The 21,624-nt window shown below is 47.8% G+C and carries 17 protein-coding genes and 1 CRISPR repeat array; of the genes, 10 read left to right on the plus strand and 7 right to left on the minus strand.

Annotation, left to right across the window (positions count from 1 at the left end):
* The first annotated feature begins 55 nt into the window (after positions 1–55).
* Positions 56–283: a CRISPR direct-repeat array (repeat unit 30 nt; unit sequence GTCTTAATCGTACCAGAGTGGAATTGAAAT).
* 730 nt (positions 284–1,013) lie between these two features.
* From BWI97_RS24125 to BWI97_RS24145, 5 genes are all read left to right on the plus strand, one after another.
* A complete protein-coding gene (locus BWI97_RS24125; protein WP_102203146.1) occupies positions 1,014–2,159 on the plus strand; it encodes a DEAD/DEAH box helicase in 1,146 nt (381 codons plus the stop codon).
* A gap of 6 nt (positions 2,160–2,165) precedes the next feature.
* Positions 2,166–2,606 (plus strand): cold-shock protein, encoded by a 441-nt coding sequence (locus tag BWI97_RS24130; RefSeq protein ID WP_094813635.1) that lies wholly within the window; start codon positions 2,166–2,168, stop codon positions 2,604–2,606.
* Between the two features lie 25 nt (positions 2,607–2,631).
* Entirely contained in the window at positions 2,632–2,823 is a 192-nt protein-coding gene (locus BWI97_RS24135) for a cold-shock protein (protein ID WP_094813637.1), read from the plus strand.
* 606 nt (positions 2,824–3,429) lie between these two features.
* Positions 3,430–4,347, plus strand: a complete 918-nt coding sequence (locus tag BWI97_RS24140) for a ClpXP adapter SpxH family protein (RefSeq protein WP_102203165.1) — start codon at positions 3,430–3,432, stop codon at positions 4,345–4,347.
* Between the two features lie 473 nt (positions 4,348–4,820).
* Positions 4,821–6,050, plus strand: coding sequence for a multidrug effflux MFS transporter (locus BWI97_RS24145; RefSeq protein ID WP_102203147.1), 1,230 nt, complete (start codon positions 4,821–4,823; stop codon positions 6,048–6,050).
* Between the two features lie 913 nt (positions 6,051–6,963).
* On the opposite strand, the gene BWI97_RS24150 is transcribed toward BWI97_RS24145, so the two are convergent.
* The gene (locus BWI97_RS24150) at positions 6,964–8,598 is read right to left on the minus strand and encodes an alpha/beta fold hydrolase (protein WP_158242833.1); all 1,635 of its coding nucleotides are present in this window, start codon (positions 8,596–8,598) and stop codon (positions 6,964–6,966) included.
* A 179-nt stretch (positions 8,599–8,777) separates the two neighbouring features.
* Positions 8,778–9,149, minus strand: a complete 372-nt coding sequence (locus BWI97_RS24155; RefSeq protein ID WP_146011013.1) for a hypothetical protein — start codon at positions 9,147–9,149, stop codon at positions 8,778–8,780.
* Between the two features lie 204 nt (positions 9,150–9,353).
* Between BWI97_RS24155 and BWI97_RS24160 the strand changes: the two genes are divergently transcribed.
* The gene (locus BWI97_RS24160) at positions 9,354–10,043 is read left to right on the plus strand and encodes a hypothetical protein (protein WP_094813645.1); all 690 of its coding nucleotides are present in this window, start codon (positions 9,354–9,356) and stop codon (positions 10,041–10,043) included.
* A 114-nt stretch (positions 10,044–10,157) separates the two neighbouring features.
* Here the strand turns inward: BWI97_RS24160 and BWI97_RS24165 are convergent, their stop codons facing one another.
* The 4 genes from BWI97_RS24165 to BWI97_RS24175 all read right to left on the minus strand — a co-directional run bounded on the left by BWI97_RS24165 (position 10,158) and on the right by BWI97_RS24175 (position 15,980).
* Positions 10,158–12,836 (minus strand): T9SS type A sorting domain-containing protein, encoded by a 2,679-nt coding sequence (locus BWI97_RS24165; RefSeq protein ID WP_102203150.1) that lies wholly within the window; start codon positions 12,834–12,836, stop codon positions 10,158–10,160.
* A gap of 350 nt (positions 12,837–13,186) precedes the next feature.
* Positions 13,187–13,480 (minus strand): hypothetical protein, encoded by a 294-nt coding sequence (locus BWI97_RS28125; protein WP_199182090.1) that lies wholly within the window; start codon positions 13,478–13,480, stop codon positions 13,187–13,189.
* 41 nt (positions 13,481–13,521) lie between these two features.
* A complete protein-coding gene (locus BWI97_RS24170; protein ID WP_199182091.1) occupies positions 13,522–14,505 on the minus strand; it encodes a sugar MFS transporter in 984 nt (327 codons plus the stop codon).
* Between the two features lie 32 nt (positions 14,506–14,537).
* Entirely contained in the window at positions 14,538–15,980 is a 1,443-nt protein-coding gene (locus BWI97_RS24175; RefSeq protein ID WP_102203151.1) for a mannitol dehydrogenase family protein, read from the minus strand.
* 324 nt (positions 15,981–16,304) lie between these two features.
* On the opposite strand from BWI97_RS24175, the gene BWI97_RS24180 reads away from it, so the two are divergent.
* From BWI97_RS24180 to BWI97_RS24195, 4 genes are all read left to right on the plus strand, one after another.
* Complete coding sequence (locus BWI97_RS24180) at positions 16,305–17,120, plus strand: SDR family oxidoreductase (protein WP_102203152.1); 816 nt, start codon at positions 16,305–16,307, stop codon at positions 17,118–17,120.
* Positions 17,121–17,507: 387 nt separating this feature from the next.
* Positions 17,508–18,416 carry an AraC family transcriptional regulator gene (locus BWI97_RS24185; protein WP_094813655.1) on the plus strand — a complete coding sequence of 303 codons (909 nt, stop codon included), beginning with the start codon at positions 17,508–17,510 and terminating at the stop codon, positions 18,414–18,416.
* Between the two features lie 183 nt (positions 18,417–18,599).
* Entirely contained in the window at positions 18,600–19,007 is a 408-nt protein-coding gene (locus tag BWI97_RS24190; protein ID WP_102203153.1) for a hypothetical protein, read from the plus strand.
* A gap of 247 nt (positions 19,008–19,254) precedes the next feature.
* A complete protein-coding gene (locus tag BWI97_RS24195; RefSeq protein WP_102203154.1) occupies positions 19,255–20,229 on the plus strand; it encodes a DUF4886 domain-containing protein in 975 nt (324 codons plus the stop codon).
* Between the two features lie 156 nt (positions 20,230–20,385).
* On the opposite strand, the gene BWI97_RS24200 is transcribed toward BWI97_RS24195, so the two are convergent.
* A complete protein-coding gene (locus BWI97_RS24200; RefSeq protein WP_102203155.1) occupies positions 20,386–21,360 on the minus strand; it encodes an aldo/keto reductase in 975 nt (324 codons plus the stop codon).
* Positions 21,361–21,624: the final 264 nt, after the last annotated feature.

A 21,624-nucleotide genomic window follows, 5' to 3' on the forward strand; every position in this document is an offset into this window, starting at 1 on the left:
CCAGAGTGGAATTGAAATTTGTAGACCGCATACTGACGCTGTGAGGTGTCAGCGGGTCTTAATCGTACCAGAGTGGAATTGAAATGTGAATCGGGTGAATCAGGCCCTGTAGCAGGCTGGGGTCTTAATCGTACCAGAGTGGAATTGAAATAAGAAAGGAGCGATAAATGAGGGGCTTATAAAAATCGTCTTAATCGTACCAGAGTGGAATTGAAATTAAGTGATTACCCAAATATCTTCATCGGCTACGCCCGTCTTAATCGTACCAGAGTAGAATCAAAACTTTAGCAAGGCAGATCAACGCTGACGCAAACCCCTACGGATTGCAACGCAAGTGAGTGAAGTCGTCCATCGAGATTAGGTTGTAATCGTCCTCCAGGCAATCAAACAAAGCCCCACTTCTCACTTGCAGATTACACTACTCCATACGATCAATCACTAACAGAGATTTGGTAAGTCTTCTCTTGACTTCCTTAACGAAACACCCGTTCACTCAACCTGCTGCTTTTCGCTGAGTCAAGTCCTGTCTTTCTTGTAAAATCAAACATTTTTGATCGTATTCGTTAATTAATGCGTACCTTTACGAAATAATAGGTTTCTGCCTTTGCTTTTGCTGACATAGTTTAGGATCATTCTTTCCTCTATCACCAGTTTTCGCTCTCTCAGCTACCGCTTTTTTTGCACTTAAACGGTTTTTCGGGCAGTTGCTGCCAGAGGCCAGATGTTTCGAATTTGCTTCTTTTTCTCACTTGATCCGGTTTTTATAGCCATTGCCTGCCTGGCTGCTCTCTGGCGAGCGACTTGCGTTTCTTAACTCACCTAACGTATACGTATCCCCAGCGTAAATTTTTAATTGATTTTCTTAGGTCTACTCGTGTAACGATAGGTTTGAACGTACCGCCTCCTTGATAACGCCATCCCGACATTCCTCAAACCGCATCAAATTTACCTATATACCACAGGAAACCATTAGCTCATACTTTACTTACCGGCATACGATTAAACCATAGACCATGAACTTTCAAGATTTAAATTTAATTAAACCTATACTCCGGGCCTTAACCGATACAGGTTATACGCAGGCTACTGAGATTCAATACACGGCCATTCCACCGGTTCTGCAAGGCAAGGATATTATTGGTTGTGCCCAGACGGGCACGGGCAAAACAGCCGCTTTCGCTATTCCGGTCCTCCAGCTGCTGAGTCAGAAAACATCCGCTAAATCCGGCATCCGGGCTCTGGTCCTGACGCCCACGCGGGAACTGGCCATTCAAATCGATGAAAATTTCCGAACCTACGGAAAATATCTGCCTCTGAAACGGCTGTCCATTTTTGGTGGGGTGCCTCAGGGGAAGCAGGTAACAGCGTTAAAAAAAGGAGTAGATATTCTTATTGCCACACCGGGCCGACTCCTGGATTTAATGCAGCAGGGATTCGTAAGCCTTTCTCAGTTGGAAATACTGGTTCTGGACGAGGCCGACCGTATGCTTGACATGGGCTTTGTGAACGATGTCAAGAAGATTCTTACGAAGATACCGGCGGCCAAACAAACGCTGTTTTTTTCAGCGACTATGCCGACTGCAATTCGTAAATTTGCCAATACGATTTTACGCCGTCCCGTCGAAATTAATGTAACACCGGTTTCGTCCACGGCCAAAACGGTCCAGCAGTCGGTGTATTTTGTGGAGAAGAAACAGAAAACGGGCTTACTCGTTACGCTGTTAAAAGATACTTCCATTCGCCGTACCCTGGTTTTTACCCGCACCAAACACGGAGCAGACAAGCTGGTCAAACAGTTGGCTCAGATGGGTATTCAGGCAGCGGCCATTCACGGCAATAAGTCTCAAAACGCCCGGCAGAAAGCGTTAAACGATTTCCGGGATAGCCGAATACGAGTACTGGTGGCTACGGATATTGCCTCTCGGGGCATTGATATTGACGAATTACCCCACGTCGTAAATTATGAAATTCCCGAAGTACCCGAAACGTACGTGCACCGTATTGGACGTACCGGAAGGGCGGGATTTAACGGGGTCGCCGTTTCCTTTTGTAATTCAGAGGAAAAGGCAGACTGGATGAACATCCAGAAATTGATAGGCATTCGCATGCCTATGATGACGTACAGCAACCCCGCTGGGGAAGCTATTAACCATAAATGACCAACTATGAGTGAATCTTTTTCGAAGAAAGAAAATCAGAAGAAAAAAGCGAAGAAGAAGCAGGATAAAGCTCAAAGAGTAGAAGAGCGGAAGACCAGCAATAATAAAGGCAAATCGATGGAGGACATGATGGCCTACATTGATGAAAATGGCAATCTGACTTCTACGCCGCCGGATATCCGCAATCGGAAAGAAATTAATCCGGAAGATATTCGCTTAGGAGCGGCTGCCATTATTCAGGAAGACCCGCAGCGAACCGGCATTGTAGCCGTGTTTAACGAAGCTAAAGGTTTTGGGTTTATCACCGATGATGAAACCCGGGAAGATTTGTTCTTCCACTCCAGTCAACTGGCACAACCCGTCAAACAGCGGGATCGCGTCACGTTTGAAAAAGAAAAAACGGCCCGAGGATTCAGTGCCGTTCGGATCAATAAAGTAAGTAAATAATAAATCAGTTAAACCATCTATTTTCATGCAAGAAGGAATCGTTAAATTCTTCAACCAAACCAAAGGTTTCGGATTCATTACGCCCACCGAAGGTGGCCAGGATGTCTTTGTTCATATTTCCGGTCTTACGGATGACATTCGTGAAAACGACAAAGTGGTTTTTGAAGTAGAAAACGGCAAAAGAGGCCTTAACGCCGTAAACGTACGCGTCGTTTAGGTATCTGCGATGACTACGCTGATCTGGGTAACCCAGTTTAGCACCGAGTACAAGAACTCCCGAAGTGAAGCGATGGAAAGCCGCTACTTCGGGAGTTTTTCGTTTTTAAAGCCTATTGCAGCAAAACCGGACCTATCCGGTTGATTACTTCTTCGAAGCAGTCCTGACGGTTTCCACTTCATATTTAGGTTGGGTTGAAGATCGGCCGAATCTACGGCTCTGAGAAGTTCGTAGGGGTGCGAATAAGAGCCGTAGATCCAGTAAGGAGGGATTTTAATCCGTTCTGCATTAAAGACCAGTGCTGCATTTATGTAACGATTGTTTGCTAGTCAGGTTTTCCTGACTCATTGACTCTTGCCTTCTGAGTTTTGATCTTTGCATCGAAAAAGACATTTGTCCGAAGTCAAGGCTAAGGGTACGACCAGCTGGCACCTCCAGTACGAATCAGTAGCCCCTCTTTCGCGTCAACCGATCGCTGAGAAATTGATGAAAACTATTTTACCCACGTCTCTACAAATCGATAAACGTGCTGAGGCTATTTCACTGTTTATTCTTATCCTGCTTTTCCTTGCCTGTTATCATTGTTACGCTCAAATCCCAAAAGCCATGAATACAAATCCCTTGTTATGCGATCCCGAGACGGGCGTTTGCGAAATCCCTGGACAAGTCGAAAATAAAAGCCTTGATCCCATCAAAGCAGAAGATAAACCCGTTAAAATCATTTACTTCACCGACCCCATTTGTTCATCGTGCTGGGGAATCGAGCCGCAGTTAAGAAGATTGAAACTGGAGTATGGCCCATCCGTAGCGTTTGAGTACCACATGGGTGGATTACTTCCCGACTGGAGTTACAATAGCGGCGGCATTAGTAAACCCTCCGATGTTGCTCATCACTGGGACGAAGTAAGTGCTCATTACAAAATGCCCATTGATGGCGATGTATGGCTGGAAGACCCGCTGGACTCTTCGTATCCGCCTTCCATTGCCTTTAAAGCGGCTCAGCTTCAGGATGAAAAGAAAGCCATCTCCTTTTTACGGTTACTCCGGGAAATGGTATTTCTGGAGAAAAAGAACATAACCAAATGGGAGCACCTGGCCCATGCGGCTACCCTGGTGGGCTTAAACGCAGAAGAGCTCAGGCAAGCATATGAGCACCAGGCCCAGGACTTATTCAAGGCAGATCTGGCCCTGGCCCGTCAGATGGGCGTTCGGGGGTTTCCTTCCATTTTCGTTACGAATGCGGCGGGAAAACAGGAATTCGTATACGGCGTTAAACCCTACAGTACGTTTGAAAACGCTATTAAAACCGTTTATCCTTCCATCGAAAAGCGTGCGTTTCATTCCTCCTGGGAGAGTCTGTTCCAGCACTATCCCACCCTCACGATACGCGAATTTTCCGAACTCAGTAACCTGCCGCTGACAGAGGGAGAGGCTATTTTGAGAAAATTAGCCAGTGAACATAAACTTAACGTAGTTCCTTCCAAAAATGGTCCCCTTTTTCAAAGGGTCGATTATAAACGCTAAGGTGTAGTCAATCAAACGGAGGGCATGATTAAAGAATCATGCCCTCCGTTTTTATGTATACCGCAGTAGCATTTCTGAGCAGATAGCACAGAAAAACCATGCCGGCCAGGGATGCCTTGACAAGTACGAGCGGAACGTCGAAAATGCCAGTAGATTTAGCCTTGTTCAACCCTCTGACTGATTCGTACCTGATCGGGTTCTAAAGGCTTTCGCTCGCTCACCATTTGTACTACAGACCTCAAAGCGAACTATGCTGGCCCTGGGTTTAGATGCGTGCCCTTTCTTCTGCACGCTTTCCCAAAGCAGGTAAGGCTTTCGGATACGAGTTTTAGGGAATCATGTCAGCTATTTTACCCGTATTGAAATTATTAAAGTGAAATATTTGTATATCCATAAGTCAGAACCCGCTTTTGTACCTTAATCTTTCTGACGAACTGGTCTTCTCCCTACAACGAGTATTTCAATCCGTTCCCATGTCTCGCAAAACGTATGTTTTCCTAATCCTGATTTTAGGTAGCCTTACGGCATTAGGACCCTTTTCCATTGATATGTACCTGCCGGGCTTTCCGGCCATTGCCAAAGATTTGCACACGACGGCGGCGAAAGTCTCGCTTTCGCTGTCCGGATTTTTTATTGGTATCTCCGTCGGACAATTATTGTATGGACCCTTACTCGATCGGTTTGGGCGGAAGAAACCCTTGTACGTTGGACTGGTAATCTACATCCTGGCCTCGGCGGGCTGTGCATATACCGAAAGTATCGATAGTCTGATTTTCATGCGGGTCATTCAGGCCATTGGTAGTTGTGCGGCTTCGGTTGCTTCCATTGCCATGGTCCGCGATTTGTTCCCGGTGAAGGATAACGCCAAGGTATTTTCGCTACTCCTGCTCGTGGTAGGGGCTTCCCCCATGATTGCCCCTACCGTGGGTGGCTACGTTACTTCGGTATTTGGCTGGGAAATGGTATTTATGATCCTGATGGGGATGGGACTGCTGGTTTTACTGGCCGTTTTCCTGTGGTTACCCGATAGTTACCAGCCAGATTCCTCCATTTCCCTGAAGCCGAAACCCATTCTGCAAAACTTCTGGAAGGTCTTACGGGAACCTCAGTTTTACACCTATGCCTTCACGGGAGCCATTGCCTTTGCCGGACTCTTTGCCTACGTTTCCGGTTCGCCCATTTTATTTATGGAAGTCTTTCATACCGACGAAAAGGTGTACGGCTGGATCTTTGCCTTTCTTTCCGTGGGATTTATCGGGTCAAGTCAGGTCAATACGTTAGTGCTAAATAGATACAAGAGCGAACAAATTGTCAGAGTAGCCCTGATGAGTCAGGTACTTATCGCTCTGACCTTTTTAATGGTAGCCTTGAACGGATGGCTGACGTTGCCCATTACGCTTGTTTTTCTATTCCTGTTCCTAAGCTGTATTGGGTTTACCAATCCCAATGCTTCCGCCTTGTCCTTAGCCCCCTTCGCTAAAAATGCGGGTAGTGCTTCGGCGTTGATGGGAGCCGTACAAATGGGCATGGGAACCCTGATCTCGGTGTTAATGAGTCAGTTTGAAGAGCCCTCGGCCTTACCGATGGTGGCTGCCATGGCGGGTTCTGCCAGTCTCGCCCTGATTGTGTTACTGGTGGGTAAGAAAACCATTAAACAGCAAGTGGAAGTGCAACAGGACGCGGAAGCAGCCTTTTTACATTAACCTCGACTCTCGTTTTACATATTGAAGGGATAGTGCTGCGTTCACCTTTATAAAACCAGCTCATCCTATTTGTATGCTTTGTATGCAAAAATTACAGGTAGTATCCGTTAAAAGACGAGTAAAGGTTTCCAGACTTTTCAGTATCCGCTCCGTCACCGTAATGATTAGTTGATACCTAGATCTGTTGCAATGAAAGTCAAACGTGAACATACGGTCGAGCGATTACAGCCGCTGGATTTAAAGCTCAAGGGCTTTAAATGTAAGAGGTGCATCCGTCTTTGCCGTGACTCCCTGACTATTCACGTCGAGACTTTTATAAAATAAGCCTTTCCAGTGGGGAGAGTGTCTTTCATTAAGCCGATCAAACTTTGTTCGTCGGGTAGCATAGTCTATCTTTTGCTACCCCCTAAATCCCGGATTCCTGGGAGGTTGAATCCATTCTGGATACGAGTTTTACCGGTTTGTTCACCTAGGCTTTTAGTAAAGAGTATTCAGAAATCGCCTTTTTCAGCAAATGCTGGAACTGTTGCCGGACGCCCTGCGGACAACATCCGAACCCGGACAATAAACTTCTGTACACCGGGCTCAGCCTAGCCGTTGTTTTGACAGCCTTCCATCGGACCGATCAGTTGCTGACGCAGCCCTTATGCATTGTGGTGGGCGACAAAGTCGGTGGCTTTGGTTCGTATCGGGACAGTTTTGAACTGTACAATAAAGCGGCCTCTACTTCAATAAAAGATTCATGTGGTGGCTGGAGCCGTCCATTACGATCTATACGATGATCCAAAGGCTACGGGTGAGGCTCTTGAGCAGCTTATTCCCTTTTTCCGCAACAATCTGAGATAACTGAAAAAGAAGCGAGTACGGTCTTAGTGGACCGTACTCGTTCATAAAAACTTCAGTGTTCAAACAATTATTCACCTAAAAAGGAAAGTACCAATTGGTTAAGTTTTTGGGGTTGTTCAAAAGGCAAATAATGGGTAGCCTCCGGGAAAATTTCCAGTCGGGCGTTTTTGATCAGTTTTTGCATCAGCTGGCTGTGCGATTCCAGAATGACATCGTTCTGACCCGCGATGAGTAATACGGGATTATTGATTTTCTGAAGATCCGTTGCCGTCAACTGCGGCTGGGCAAGCATCAACCGAAGCAGGCGATGATCCCCGGAATTCTGCTTTACCTGGTTTTTAAACATCGTCAGTACTTCTTCTTTGATTCCGTCGGGCGAAAGATTGGCCCCAATAGCGATGAGTTTCCCTACTTTTTCGGGATAGCTCCGGGCAAAAGACAGACCCGTATTTCCACCGTCGCTCCACCCCAGAATATGTACTTTAGGGAGGTTTAATTGGGCCATTAGTTCAGTAAGATCGCTGGCAAAGGTGTCGTAAGTATAGTCAGCGGAAGATTGATTCGTACTTTTCCCCTGCCCTCGCGTATCTACGGCAATCACCCGATAGTGTTTGGACAAAGCCGGAATTTGCTGGTAAAAATCGGCTATACCCCCGTTGTTCCCGTGCAATAAGACCAGTGGATCTCCTTGCCCATAGGTTTCATAGTACAGCTTGGCATCTCCCAAATCCGCATAGGCACCACTGGAATCCTGCCCATAGCGGGTCTTTTTTGCTGCTTCATGATGTTGGTATACCTGCAGCATCGTACGGGTCATTGCGTCCGGCTCTTCTAAAGATTCGGTCGAACGGTCGGCTGGCGTTTCCGTCGTATGTTTCGCGTAACTGACGGCCACGTTGGCAATAAAAGTACCGGCGTGTTTTTCCCAATCCCCCTGACTTTGATAGCGGAACAGTAACTGATTCGCGAGCGATTTTTTGGCCGATAATCCGAAGATGAAGTTATCCTGAGCAGCAGCCGTATGCTGAACGAGTTGCAGGGTGAAGGCAACTTTCCCCGTCCGGGTTGCTCTGAGCTGGTAGCTGGAAAGATCGATGGTTTGCCAGCCGGTAGTCGTGGTTTTGTAGAGGATCGGCGTCTGTTGTAAAGATTGGCCCGGGGTCCCGTTCGAAGCCTCGTAACTATTGAGCTTCAGGGTAATCTCGGCGTACTTTGAACTCGGCATGATGTAAAAATTGAAGGCATTCAGCCAGGCCTCCGGCGGTACAGTTAGCAACATGCCCTGCTCAACGGCAGGAGCGTGCTGATCGAACATCCTCGAAAACGTAAGCATCGGACGTGACTTTTCGCCCACTACTTTCGCTTTGTTTTTTTTGGCTGAAACGACTAACGTTTGAAGCACCCGGGCATTCGGCTCTAAAACCACGACCGATTCGGGTACGGCGGGAAAAGGGGCGATGGCCTTATCGTGATAACCTACGGCACTAAAAATGACTTCAGCGTTCCGTAAGGAATCAGCAAGGGTCAGTTTAAAATGGCCCTGCTCATCGGCTAAGGTACCAATCGGCGTACGTCGGATCCCAATGGCACAATACGGAATGCCCTCACCCGCCTGATTCACTACTCGACCCGTCAGGTTCGTCTGAGCGAACGATGAATAACACCACAAACTAAGGAAAAGAAGGAAGATACTATTTTTCATACCATTCATACTTGCCAAACGAACGAGTGATTACTGAAGCTTTTGTTGACCAAAAGCTTCAGTAATCACTCGTTCACTGATCTACGTTCCAGGCCGAATAATCCAGGAAAGATCCTCTGGGAGCGAAAACGCTTGCATTAAGTGAATCAATCAGGCCATTAAGTACTGGAAACTACCTCTTATTTATCAGCACCTACAAACCTAACATCTATTGCTCCAGAAGCCTGCTTACCTTTGACCGTGACTTTATACTCGGCTCCTTTCTGATTCACCAGATGGATTCGCTTTTCTTCCAGCGAATCAATTTTCTTACTGAAAACAACCGAGGAGGGCGACTGAATGGAAGCCTCTAATTCACCGCCGGTTTCTTTGAATTGGTACGCGAGATAGGTATCATTATCCGGTACCCGGAGCGTAAAACTTTGCGTACCGTTTAGTTCTTTGAATGCTGCCCGGGTTCGTTCAGGGGTTGAAGAGCCTTGCCAGTTTTTAGTGGAAGTACAGGAATTAAGCAGCAAGGGTATGGCAGCGTATACAAAAAATCGTTTCATCGTGAAGGTCATTAAACGGGTTTAAATACGGATCAAGTTACCTTCCAGAGATGAAGAACCGCCTCTCAACGTTGCATTCGCCTTTGACAACTGCCTTGTTTTTTACGATCCCCTGCGTACCATTCCGATAAAAATCAGGTGGCGTCTTACAACGCAAAGCAGATAATCAGGGTCTTAGAGAGAATCTTTAAACCAATGTTCCGTATGCGACTTTTTTCGACCGGCATTTCTTTATTTTTTCTGTTTGCTCTCATGGCTTGCTCGAAAGAGCAGCTGGAACCAATCATCACGGATCCTCCCGTTCCAATCACAGTCAAGCTCGTCGCTCGTGATACCATTCGGCAGGGAAGTTATGCGGGAGTGGGCATTCATAGTTTCGTCGATGAAGTCTATACGGTTCTCGAGCAGCATCGGCAGCAAAAGTCCTTGACGTATCTCAGTCAGGTCAATACGTATTTCTCCGATGTTACCGACCTTAAAAATCGCCTTCGTCAGTTTGATTGGCTGACGCTGGATGAATCATACGATACGGATTCGGGCGTACAGATTGAACTAGCCGCAGGTAAGGTCAAAAGTTTAACGCTCAATAATCGCCGCTCCTTAAGCCAATGGCCCGAGGCGATCGATTCCAAAAGTGTTCTGCAACCGGGTGACACGCCCGAGCAATTGTACAGTAAACTGGTGGAGCTAAGCAAAAACCCGGCTTATGCCTCTAAATTTCAGAAGATGGTGCTTACCTCCCGGTACAGCTATGCTATCTACGATCCCGTTAAGGCCCGTTTACCCTGGACCTTGGTTTACCCAAAAGATAACCGCTCGTTCGATCAGGTACAGATTCATTTCCAGGATAAGCAGGTAGCTTTTATTACCCTAGAGCGGTTTGAGAAACTTTAATTGATCCGAAAGTCCGTTTTAGTTGGGCATTGAGACCTTCAAACGGGACAAATAACGCATTAAAAAAGGCAGTGTTCCCTCATGAACACTGCCTTTTTTAATGAACGTGTGTGTTTACTGCACAATCCACTTGTGCGTCACTTCCCCGACACGTAACAGATATACGCCAGGCTTCAGAGACTGTTTAGGATAGATCCGTAAGCTCTGATCATTGATCGATTCTTTCCTACATCCTAAGTTTTGTCCCTGCAACGTAGCGAGTTGAATATCAGCATCTACACTGGCTTCCACCTCCACAAAATGACCATTGGATGGGTTCGGGTAGATCAAGTCCGTTCCACTCATACGCACGGATACGGGACGGTAGGTATTTTTACGGCCATCCTCATCCACCTGGGTAAGGCGGTAGTAGCTGAGTCCTTTCAAGGGTGCCTGGTCGTAACTTACGTACGCTCGTCCATGGTTACCCGCTGCTTTCACGAGGGCAATGGCTTCAAACGTCCTGCTATCTTTGCTGCGTTCTACCAGGAAGTGAGCGGCATCTTTTTCAGCAGCAGTAGTCCACTCCAAACGAACGGTTTCCAATTGCCGCGTAGCAGTAAAGGAGAGAAGACGAACGGGCAATGAACTTTCCGGGAAATAATTATAAAAGACGGAAACGGCTTTACCATCCAAATTGGCCAACGCAATATCAGTTTTGAAATCGCCATTAAAGTCGCCTGTTACCAGGGATACAGGACCATAGCCGGCGGTGTAGGTGGTAACCTCAGAAAATCCGCCATATCCATTTCCTAAGCCCACCAGAAGCTTATTATCCGTGTAGCTGGCAACGGCAATATCAAGCTTGCGGTCTCCATTGAAATCACTTAAGACAACAGATCGGGGGTCGTATCCCATATGGATTGAGCTTTGGGGAATAAATCCACCCTGCCCATCGCCCAAAAGAATAGCGGTATTCGGTGAATCGATATTCATGACACCCACGATGTCCTTACTTTGATCGCCGTTAATGTCACCAATAGCTACAGACCAAACACTCCCCGAGGTTGGATAACTAACAGGCGAGGCCCACTGGCCTCCTCCTTGGTTTAGGAGTACGGATATGCTGCTCGCATCAGCCGTAACAAGGTCTGGTAGATTATCCCCATTCAGATCTTCTACTTTCACTTCTTTCGGTGCATTGGGTATCGTTATCTTCGTAGGGGAGGCAAAGGTCTGATTGCCCGTATTACGCAGGATAAAAACGGCAGGACTAGTGACATCGGCAATTACCAAATCGGGCCGCTGGTCTCCGTCCAAATCACCGGAAGCAATAAAGAAGGGATTTGAGGCTCCGGCAATCGCATACGTTGTTTCGGTAAAGAAGCCCTTACTATCCCCCCAAAGGACAGTCAGACTCTTTCGAATCGGGTTGATGGTTATGATATCCAGGTGACCATCTCCATTCAGATCGGCTGAGGTCAACGCTTTGGGATCCGTTGAATAACCGGCCTGATACGTCTGAGCTTGCAAAAAGCCGAGAGCCCCAGCCTGCCCGGTCAGCAGCGACACCGTACTTGCAAAACGATTGGCGGTTACCAAATCAGGTACTCCATCCTTGTTATAATCATTAGCAGTCAGGTAGCTAGGGGTATTGGGTAAATTGAAGACCGTAGCAGAACCAAATTTAGCCTCACGGTTACCATATTGAATACCTACGCTAGAGACTTCTTCAAGGGCGGTCACTACATCCGGATAACCATCCTTGTTGAAATCTGCCAGGGCCACACTCGATGGATTTATATCTAGTTGATAGACTTCGGCTGCGGCGAACTCCGTATTTCCCTTTCCTTTGAAAACTGCCAGTCCATTGGCGACTCGTAACGTAGCTACAATGTCAGGCAGGCCATCTTTATTTAGGTCACCCACGGCTACTGATGAGAGTTCGCCTCCCGCCTGTAGTTGCCCTACTAGAGAAAAGCTTCCCTTGCCGTCTCCCAGTAAGATAGATACCCTGCCAGACAGATCTGCCGAGAGCAGATCCAGATTCCCATCCTGGTTTATATCTGTTATTTTGACAGCTACCGCTGGTCCAGTTACTGCGTAGTTCATGACTGGACTGAAAGCTGCATTTCCTAGCCCTAACAAGACCGAAACATTGCCCACCAGATTTGCAGTGACAATATCGGGCTTCGCATCTCCATTAAGGTCTTCAACGGCCACTGCTTGCGGACTATCTCCTACCGTTATAGTAAATGCCGTGGCAAAACTTCCTTGTCCATCGCCTAAAAGGATGGACACACTAGCAGATAAGCTATTCGCTGCAACCAGGTCCAGATTACCATCAGCATTAAAGTCAGCGATCGCCAACGATTGGGCGTTTGCTGGCACTGGCAATGATCGGGCTGAACTAAATTCACCTTTCCCATTACCCAGCAGGATCGAAATCGTTTTATCCCCAGAATTCGTGACCGCTACGTCAGGATGCGTATCATTATTAACATCCCCAACCGCTACCGATGAAGGATTTTTTCCAACGCTAAGATGAACGGGAGCGGCAAAATCCCCGTTGCCTTTCCCTACTAATACGGAAACCGTTTGGGAAGCGACGTTGGCCGTTACAATATCTGCGTTCCCATCGTGAGTTAAGTCCGCTACAGTCACATGGCGGGGGGCGGCTCCCGTTTCATAGGCTTTATAAAAGCTGGGATTTAAGGTTTTAGCGAAATTCTGTCCATGAGCGGACTGGAAGGTGAAGTAACAGAAGGCAACCAGTAGGAGAGACTGCTTTTTGAAGGTAAAGGATTTGAGCATAAAGTGGAGGGACAACCCAAAACAATGGTGTGATTAAGACGACAAAGCTAGCCATACAATCCAATTAAAAATGCCGCAAATCCGGTTATTTACTGCTTTGCAACCCAATTTAAACAGATATTTAGGTTTGTCCTCTTTGTGGGTACTTCACCTGATTCGTCGAAAGCCATATGCCGTCTCATCGAATTAAAAGTTTAACCTGATCCAGGAATCCCGAACCTGTCAACGGACATTTCATCGAAGCACCCATTGCTCTCATCCATTACATGATTTCTGACAGAAGTTAATGACTACGTAACACTAAGCCCATTCCACTCTTACAAAAGAGCGAAAAACGATATAAAATCACCTTAAACCAACTGATCCTGTTCCCGGATCCGATACCCGAATACGGCATACGCCAGCATCACCAACTCACACAAAACGGTAAGCGACCAGGTCCAACGCCAGGAGCCGAACAGATCGGCTAATCCGCCCTGAATCAGGGTAAAAACGGCCCCGCCAAAGACGGCGGAAATAAATACGCCGGACGCTTTTGAGGTATATTTCTGTAATCCCCGGATGGAGAGCGAATAAATACAGCTCCACATCGACGAGTGTAACAGACCAATGGCTACTAAAAACCAGAGGTTTTGGGCAACCATGGCGAAAACGGCCAGTAGCGTCGCCAGAACCGTAGTGACAATCAGTTGCGTTCGGGCCGAAATAGTGGTGAAAAAACTGGAGATAGCCTCCCTACTAAAAACCCTCCCCAGTAAAGCGTAGAAAGCAGGGCGTGAATACCCAAATCCAGTCCGGCAATGGTCAGATCGGTTCGACCAAAAAACGTAATGGGATGACCGGAATCCATGAGTTCAAAGGCATACAGGTTGATATTGGCACCGATGGCTACTTCCGTTCCCACGTAGAAAAAAATAGCCGCGACTCCCAAGACAAAGTGGCGGAACGACCAAATGCTTCGTTCCAGTTTTTCGGTGGAACCGGCTCGGGTGTTTTCCAGGTCGGGAATGTGGAGGCGACTGGTAATCAGAATTACCGACAGGATAGTGAATATCAACAAACTCAGGGGCAATAACAATTGATGAATCTGAATCCGATCAATGGGAATTCCACTGAACATAACCACGGTTACAAAAAAAGGAGCTGACGTCGTACCGATGGAATTAATGGCCGTTGTAATGTTCAACCGCTGAACGGGCTGGGTTCCCCGTAACGGGTAAGACGCTACGTAAGGATTGACCACTACCTGGACTACTGCCGCCGAAGTACCCATCAGATAGGAACCTAATAGAAAAATAAGGTAGCTGGTCGGGATTTGGGCATCGGTCACGCTAAAGGTCCAATTGGGAAACTGATCACTTACCAGCGAAGAAGTGAAATACATGAGCAAGCCCGCGATGGTAAATCCCAGGCCCCGCAGGATCGTCTTTTGATACCCCACGGCATTCACCCACCGACTGCCCAGCGTCCCATTGATCAGGTATCCGGAAAAGAAGAAAAAGGAAATGAGCGTTGTTAGCGTATTCCGTAAACTTCCGGCATCCGCCAACAAGGTAAATTTTAGCGGAGCCTGAAGCTGTTCGTTGATGGTAGTTAAGAATCCAATGATAAAATAAATGAAGGTAATGATCGCAAAGGGTACGATGCTGGGCTGAGATTTAGATTCCATACCTTGTCGAGCTAGAATGCCTACGGGATGCTTTAGTGGAGAATCGATTCCAGAGTAACTTTTACCCCTTCACCCTGAATACGCTTGGCAAATGCCCGATACGGTCCGACAAAGTCCTTAACCGACTCAAGGTTCAGGCTTTGAAAAGCAGAAAGGCCTAAGAACTCAACCGGATCCTCGCTTGCGATAACCCGCTCATCTTCGGTCGTTAGCCAGGGTTCGGCTATGTCAAAAGTCTGCCCACTATCATCCGTTTTATACTTGAGGTAATGTCGGTACGAAGCGAATAAGAAGGCCAGCCGCGTCAGATCTTTCTGATCCCGAATCATGTGAGCCAGATTGGGCAGGATGTACACGGGAAATTTGGAAATACCATCGAAACACAGTCGGCTTAGCTGGTCACTGACCGACCGGTTGGCAAAACGCTCTACCAGCGTTTGTTTGTACAGCTCCAGATTGGTATTCCCCGGTGCGGGAACGTAAGGCGTAACGTCCCTATCCATAAAATTCCGAACAAACTGGACGAAGACCGGATCATGCATGGCATCGTCTACTTTACGGTACCCGGCTAAAAAGGCCGGATAGGACAACAAGGTATGCGAAGCATTCAGCAGGCTAAGCTTCATGGTTTCGTAAGCACTCACATCGGCGGTAAATTCGACTCCTACCCGCTCCCAGGCGGGCCGACCAGCCATAAAATCATCCTCAATCACCCACTGAATGAAGTCCTCACAGTACACGGGTACCTGATCATTCAACCCACTTCGGGTATTGAGCCGCTGGACGTCTTCGGGTAAGGTGACCGGGGTAATTCGGTCTACCATACTGTTGGGAAACGTCACGTGACTTTTCACCCATTCGGCTAGTGAAGCATCCTGAGCCTCTATGAAACTTAGAAAGGCTTTCCGGGTTGTGTGTCCGTTATGTTGCAGGTTATCGCAGGATAGAATCGTCAGGCCCTGATGACCAGCCGCTTTACGCCTGCGTAGTCCTTCCGCAACAAACCCAAAAACCGTTTGGGGCTGAGCCGGAAATGCGAGGTCGTGTTTAACCCCTTCGTGCTCAAAATTAAAGGCCTGCGTAGCTTTATCCAGATTATAACCTCCTTCGGTAATCGTCAGCGTAAGGATGCGAATGGCTTCATCGGCCATTTTATTGAGTACTGCCTCCGGGTCTGAAACACCCCAGATCACTTCGATTAAAGCCCCAATGACATACACTTGGTCCTGGCCCTCGCGTCCGCAGACGGTGAGCGAATATTCGCCCTTTTGCTGGGTCAATTTACGAACCAGGGCCTCATCCGAGGGTAGCAGGGCAACGCCGCAAATGCCCCATTGCCGCTGATCGGGTGATTCGAGAACCTGATTGGTATAAAACGCCTGATGGGCCCGGTGAAAGTTTCCCACGCCAATGTGCAAAATGCCCGCCTGGATGTCCTGACGGTCGTAGCGGTAAGAAGTTACAGAGGTGTTCATACGCGTGTTTTAGGTAGGATTGTAGAATGCACGTTAAAAACCATATTCCAACGCCGGGAAAACGCTAGACAACAGGAACCTTCCTAACCCACACACCTATCAGGCGTTGGTTTATAATTCTGCAGAGCTAAGCAATCGTCATTAGTGAATCCTGTCCAGCGATGGCATCAAAGGGATTCACTCCCCCCAACATCCCTGACTTTTCGGAGCTTCGAATCAGTCTGCTGTTTAAATCCGGAAAAAGCATACAATCTCCCGGAATTCGTATGACAGGTGTCCCGCCACCTCAGCCCACCTTTGTAGCATCACAAAAAAACAAAGAGTATGACCCAGACGATTTTAATTACCGGTGCCAGCAGCGGCTTAGGAAAAGAGACCGCCAAATTATTTCAATCCAGCGGATGGAATGTCATTGCCACCATGCGAAACCCCGAAAAGGAGACTGAACTACGGAACTTGCCGAATGTATGGGTAACGAAACTTGATGTGCTGGAGCCAGCGACCATCGAAAATGCCATACGTGAAGGGCTGGAGCAATTTGGAACCATCGATGTGCTGGTGAACAACGCGGGTTATGGAGCGTATGGCCCCCTGGAATCCATTCCCCGGGATAAAGTCATTCGTCAGTTTCATACCAACGTGATAGGGCTCATTGACGTTACGCAGGCTTTGTTGCCGCATTTCCGCCAACAACAGAGCGGTATGATCCTGAACATTTCGTCTACGGGCGGGAAAATGGCTTTCCCGCTGGGCTCCCTGTACCACGGGACTAAATTTGCCGTAGAAGGTTTCTCCGAATCGCTAGCTTATGAACTGGAACCTTTGGGTATACGGGTGAAACTCATTGAACCCGGTGCCATAGCGACTAATTTTACGGGCCGCTCCCTCGACCTTAGCGTGGATGAGAAGCTAACCGAGTACCAGCCTATAATTGCCAAAGCTTTAACCTCTTTTGACACCCTCTTTCAACAGGCCTCCAGTCCCGCAACCATCGCCCAGGTAGTGTACCAGGCGGCTACCGATGGCTCCGATCAATTACGCTATTCCGCAGGTGCCGATGCAGCCGTAATGATCGATCAGCGTCGGCAGTTATCCGATGAAGACTTCCGCCGGGGAATTAAAGTGATGTTTGGCTTGTAAAGACAACAGGGCTTTTAGTCGCTTATAAGCATGTAAGCATGCGGTTTTCGTCCTGTAGATATAGCTGGTCTTTTAGTCCGTATCGAGAACGTCGCACTTTTCCTGCTACTCGTGTCCATCGCAATGCGATGGACTCATGCCATGGAAATGGTCAGGTGTGGCGAGGTCCAGCCTGGAAGGCTCAGGGGCTATCGAACAGCCGTGCCTACAGGGCCAATTGCAGTCTGGGTCGATAACAAAGCTTTAAAAGAACAAAGCTTTCGATACGAAGACATTACCAAACAGGCGTGCTTGCGAAGACAAATGAGTCTATTCGAAGCAACGTAATTAAATGATTGAACTCTACGGTGACGTATATTGCGACAGCGGTTAAACCTGACCTAACTCATGCAGGAATTTATTCATTTTGCTACCCTTGCAGACCTGCTCCGGTTCTTCGGGTCGGGACCGCATCAGCATCCCCTGGTGGCGGTACTGGATTTTAGCCAGGTAGAACAGCCTCCGCAGCAAAGCGTCAAGCTCTCGGCTGATTTTTATTCCATTATGTTTAAAACTTATCCCAGTAATCACATTCGGTATGGCCGCAAACTCATTGACTTTCAGGACGGATGCCTGATTAGTATGGGACCAAATCAGGTTATTGAAATGGATATACCGGAGGAGATGTCCGATGATTTGGGAGGCTGGGGTTTGTACATTCATCCCGATTTGATTCGGGGTACTTCCCTTCATACCCGGATGCAGGATTTTCATTTTTTCTCCTACGAAGTGTCAGAAGCCCTGCATTTGTCCGAGAAGGAAAAAAGTATCCTCCTCGGTTGCCTGGGTACCATTCAAGCCGAGCTACAGGAAAACATCGATGGGCACAGCCAGCCGATCCTGATTGCCGCCATTGAATTATTTTTGCAGTATTGTGACCGCTTTTACGGAAGACAGTTTATTACCCGCCAAACGTCCCACCACGGTGTAGTCATCCAGATCGACAAAATTCTAAGTACTTATTTTAAGCAGACGGCCATTCGCGAAACGGGCTTGCCTACAGTAAAATACCTGGCGGAGGTCGTACACCTGTCGCCCAGCTATCTGAGTGACCTGCTCAAAAAAGAAACGGGCAAAAACGCCCAGGATCACATCCATTACCACCTGATTGAAGCAGCGAAAACGATTCTGTTAAGCACGGAAAAATCGGTGAGTGAAATTGCTTATTCCCTGGGCTTTGAGTATCCGCAGTACTTCAATAAACTCTTCAAACAAAAAACAGGGCGGACTCCAGTGGAATTCAGAAATCTGAATTAGATCGCTTGGGAATGACCGGGTTGCCACAATTTTACAATGATAAAATTTTTATTGCCAGCACTATTTTTCCTTTTAAACCTGAAGAGTTCCGGGCAGGATAAAGACATAACGATTTCCTTCGAAACGCCTATCCAGGCAAGGCTTTACCCCTACGAGGGACAAAAGCCGGTATCCGCCTTTATTATGAAGGGAATTCTCAGTACCGAAGAAACCTCGGCTCAGTGTGAAACGATGTATGGAGAGTTTAAATTCAGGGTAAACCATCAGGGGCAAGTCGATAGCTTACTCGTGCTTGGCAATCTCAGGGCTTATACCATTAACAAAATCAGCAAAGGTATACGCGAAACTTCAGGTCATTGGAAGGGATTGGATCAGGATACGTTCCAGCCTTTTCGATGGTTTACCTTTCCTTTTTATTCGTTTACAGTAACGGGTGAAGCGGCTTGTGAAAAGGCTCGGCCGTCTCACGAAAATTTCAAACGTAGTTTAAGCTTACTTCAGCAATTACCGTATACCGATCAGGGCTTACTGAGGACGAAGGACGGCTATTTGATTCAACCGGGCTATACCTATCCAATGGATAAAAAATGAGGGATTATTTTTCTTCCGGGACTATTGGTTTCACCCAATAATTTAAAAAACCGTTTACATTTTAACGTACTTTCTTCATGCTATCATTTCCTTGCCTGCTCGAAAGTAAAAGCATCAGGCACTACGCATCTGCCCTTCAGGAATAGCATTATATGAAGCACGGTGTCTTATCTTCGCGGTTGAACAAGGCATCCAAACCGCTGACAGAAGGACCTTGTCCATCCATTTGTAAACCTATTCTTGAAAAATGCCTGAACGTAAACATCCCCTCAATTGCTCCAGCACCCATTCCAGAGCGGTCTATCTGGTTCTATTTTTATTATTGGTACAAGTCGCCTGGGGCCAATCCACCTCGAAAAAAGCAGACCGCCATGCCTTACGTTTATTCATGATTGGGAATAGCTTCTCCCAGAATGCCTCCAAATATTTACCCGAACTCAGTCAGGAAGCCGGCCACACCCTGATTATTGGACGAGCCGAACTCGGCGGCTGCTCGCTCGAACGGCACTGGGATCACGCCCAGGCGGCCGAACGAAATCCGGAAGATCCCAAAGGCAAACCCTACCACGGTAAATCCCTGAAAATGTTGCTTGCCGAAGGCACGTGGGATGTCATTACACTGCAACAGGCCTCCATTCTCTCGGGAAATCTGGAAACCTACCAGCCCTATGCCCGACAGCTTTACGAATACGTGAAGAAATTGCAGCCCCAGGCCAAAATTGTTCTTCACCAAACCTGGGCTTACCGCGTGGATTCCAAAGACTTTACGCAGATTGGCAACGGACAGTCCGCCCGCAGTGCCCAGCAGATGTGGGAGAAATCCAGAGCCGCCTATCATGCCACGGCCAAAGAGTTAGGCATTCCCCTGATTCCTAATGGCGATGCTTTCTGGGCCATTAGCTCCGATCCGCAATGGGGATATAAGAAAGATACTGAATTCAATTTCGATCACCCCAGGCCCCCTGCCCTACCCAAGCAGAATCACTCCCTGCACGTTGGTTACTTCTGGAAGCAGGACGAGTTAGGCTTTGATTCCCACCATGCTAACGCCGCTGGCTGTTATTTAGGCTCCTTAGTCTGGTACAGCTTTCTTTTCCAGGAATCCCCGCTAAAACTTTCCTTTCACCCTCAGGAGGTCGATGCGGATTTTGCTGAACAGTTAAAAAAGACGGCCTGGAAAACCGTTTCCAGTCCAAAGAAAAAACAACCTGTTTTAAGGTAAAATCACTTTTCCTGCAAAGCCAGTACTAGAACAAGCGGTCAACCAGACACTCACATTAAGAAAGTCTGGTTATCTACGTACTGATCTTACTAGGGCAAGGATTCCGGCCTGCGACCCCACGCGATCGCCACGCCAGGATCCTTGCCTTTTTAGTAGTCAATGGCCCTTAATGGAATGGGGCTGATAATCTTCTTCCAGCCGCTGAATTTCCCCGGCAGTCAACTGCACCGAGACCGCAGCCACGGCGTCTTCCAGATGGCCAGGCTTACTGGCTCCCACAATCGGAGCGGTAATGACGGGCTTGCTAAGCATCCAGGCCAGGGCTACCTGAGCATTGGGAAGGCCCCGCTGCTGGGCCACTTCCGTCACCCGATCGGCAATGCTAAAGTCTGCTTCAGTGTAGAGGCTTTTGCCAAAGGCATCCGTACGGGCTCGTTCGGTTTCGTTACGCTCCCTGCTGCGTCCGCCCGACAGCAGGCCGCGTGCCAGCGGGGACCAGGGAATTACGCCAATCTGCTGATCGGCACAGAAGGGTAACATTTCCCGTTCTTCCTCCCGGTACACCAGGTTATAATGCGGCTGCATGGATACAAACCGGGTCCAGCCGTGCAGATCGGCCGTGTACTGGGCTTTGGCAAATTGCCAGGCATACATCGAAGAAGCTCCGATGTACAGGGCTTTCCCCGCTTTAACGACGTCGTGCAGAGCTTCCATCGTTTCTTCAATGGACGTCTGATCATCCCAGCGATGTATCTGGTACAGATCCACGTAGTCCGTGCCCAGACGCTGTAAACTGGCGTCAATGGCGGCCATGATGTGTTTACGCGATAGGCCACGCTCATTGCGTCCGGGGCCCATGGGGTTGTATACTTTGGTAGCCAGAACAATTTCTTCGCGGCGGGCCAATGCTTTCAGTGCCCGACCTACCACTTCTTCACTTTTGCCGTTGGAGTAGACATCAGCGGTGTCAAAGAAGTTGATCCCCAACTCCAGAGCTTTTTGGATAAAAGGGCGACTTTGCTCTTCGTTTAAAGCCCAGGGCCAGCGTTCCGTGGGCGTACCGTAGGTCATGGTTCCCAGACAGATCCGGGAAACCACCAGACCCGATTTACCTAAGCGAATGTATTCCATACGTGTGTACCGTTAGTTTGAATACGTCATTTTGTAAAAAAGAACGGCCAGTCAGGGTGAAGGGAATGGCTTTTGAGATTGAAGGGACGAAACAGAAACGTTTATTAACCTGTATCAAGGAGAAACCTGAGTATGAACTTCTATTTCTATACGTTTATAATTTTAACAGTAACAGCTTTTGAAAAGAAGCGTATCTGAATTTCTCAAAACATCGGATTGTTTACTCAAATTTCTTGGAACCAAGCGTAAATCCTGTCTTTACAC

The sequence above is a fragment of the Siphonobacter sp. BAB-5405 genome (assembly GCF_002872335.1).
Classification (GTDB): Bacteria; Bacteroidota; Bacteroidia; order Cytophagales; family Spirosomataceae; genus Siphonobacter.

Coding starts and splice junctions, on each gene's coding strand:
- BWI97_RS24125 (WP_102203146.1), top strand. CDS start 1,014: ATGAACTTTCAAGATTTAAATTTAATTAAACCTATACTCCGGGCCTTA.
- BWI97_RS24130 (WP_094813635.1), top strand. CDS start 2,166: ATGAGTGAATCTTTTTCGAAGAAAGAAAATCAGAAGAAAAAAGCGAAG.
- BWI97_RS24135 (WP_094813637.1), top strand. CDS start 2,632: ATGCAAGAAGGAATCGTTAAATTCTTCAACCAAACCAAAGGTTTCGGA.
- BWI97_RS24140 (WP_102203165.1), top strand. CDS start 3,430: ATGAATACAAATCCCTTGTTATGCGATCCCGAGACGGGCGTTTGCGAA.
- BWI97_RS24145 (WP_102203147.1), top strand. CDS start 4,821: ATGTCTCGCAAAACGTATGTTTTCCTAATCCTGATTTTAGGTAGCCTT.
- BWI97_RS24150 (WP_158242833.1), bottom strand. CDS start 8,598: ATGAAAAATAGTATCTTCCTTCTTTTCCTTAGTTTGTGGTGTTATTCA.
- BWI97_RS24155 (WP_146011013.1), bottom strand. CDS start 9,149: ATGAAACGATTTTTTGTATACGCTGCCATACCCTTGCTGCTTAATTCC.
- BWI97_RS24160 (WP_094813645.1), top strand. CDS start 9,354: ATGCGACTTTTTTCGACCGGCATTTCTTTATTTTTTCTGTTTGCTCTC.
- BWI97_RS24165 (WP_102203150.1), bottom strand. CDS start 12,836: ATGCTCAAATCCTTTACCTTCAAAAAGCAGTCTCTCCTACTGGTTGCC.
- BWI97_RS28125 (WP_199182090.1), bottom strand. CDS start 13,480: ATGGTTGCCCAAAACCTCTGGTTTTTAGTAGCCATTGGTCTGTTACAC.
- BWI97_RS24170 (WP_199182091.1), bottom strand. CDS start 14,505: ATGGAATCTAAATCTCAGCCCAGCATCGTACCCTTTGCGATCATTACC.
- BWI97_RS24175 (WP_102203151.1), bottom strand. CDS start 15,980: ATGAACACCTCTGTAACTTCTTACCGCTACGACCGTCAGGACATCCAG.
- BWI97_RS24180 (WP_102203152.1), top strand. CDS start 16,305: ATGACCCAGACGATTTTAATTACCGGTGCCAGCAGCGGCTTAGGAAAA.
- BWI97_RS24185 (WP_094813655.1), top strand. CDS start 17,508: ATGCAGGAATTTATTCATTTTGCTACCCTTGCAGACCTGCTCCGGTTC.
- BWI97_RS24190 (WP_102203153.1), top strand. CDS start 18,600: ATGAAGGGAATTCTCAGTACCGAAGAAACCTCGGCTCAGTGTGAAACG.
- BWI97_RS24195 (WP_102203154.1), top strand. CDS start 19,255: ATGCCTGAACGTAAACATCCCCTCAATTGCTCCAGCACCCATTCCAGA.
- BWI97_RS24200 (WP_102203155.1), bottom strand. CDS start 21,360: ATGGAATACATTCGCTTAGGTAAATCGGGTCTGGTGGTTTCCCGGATC.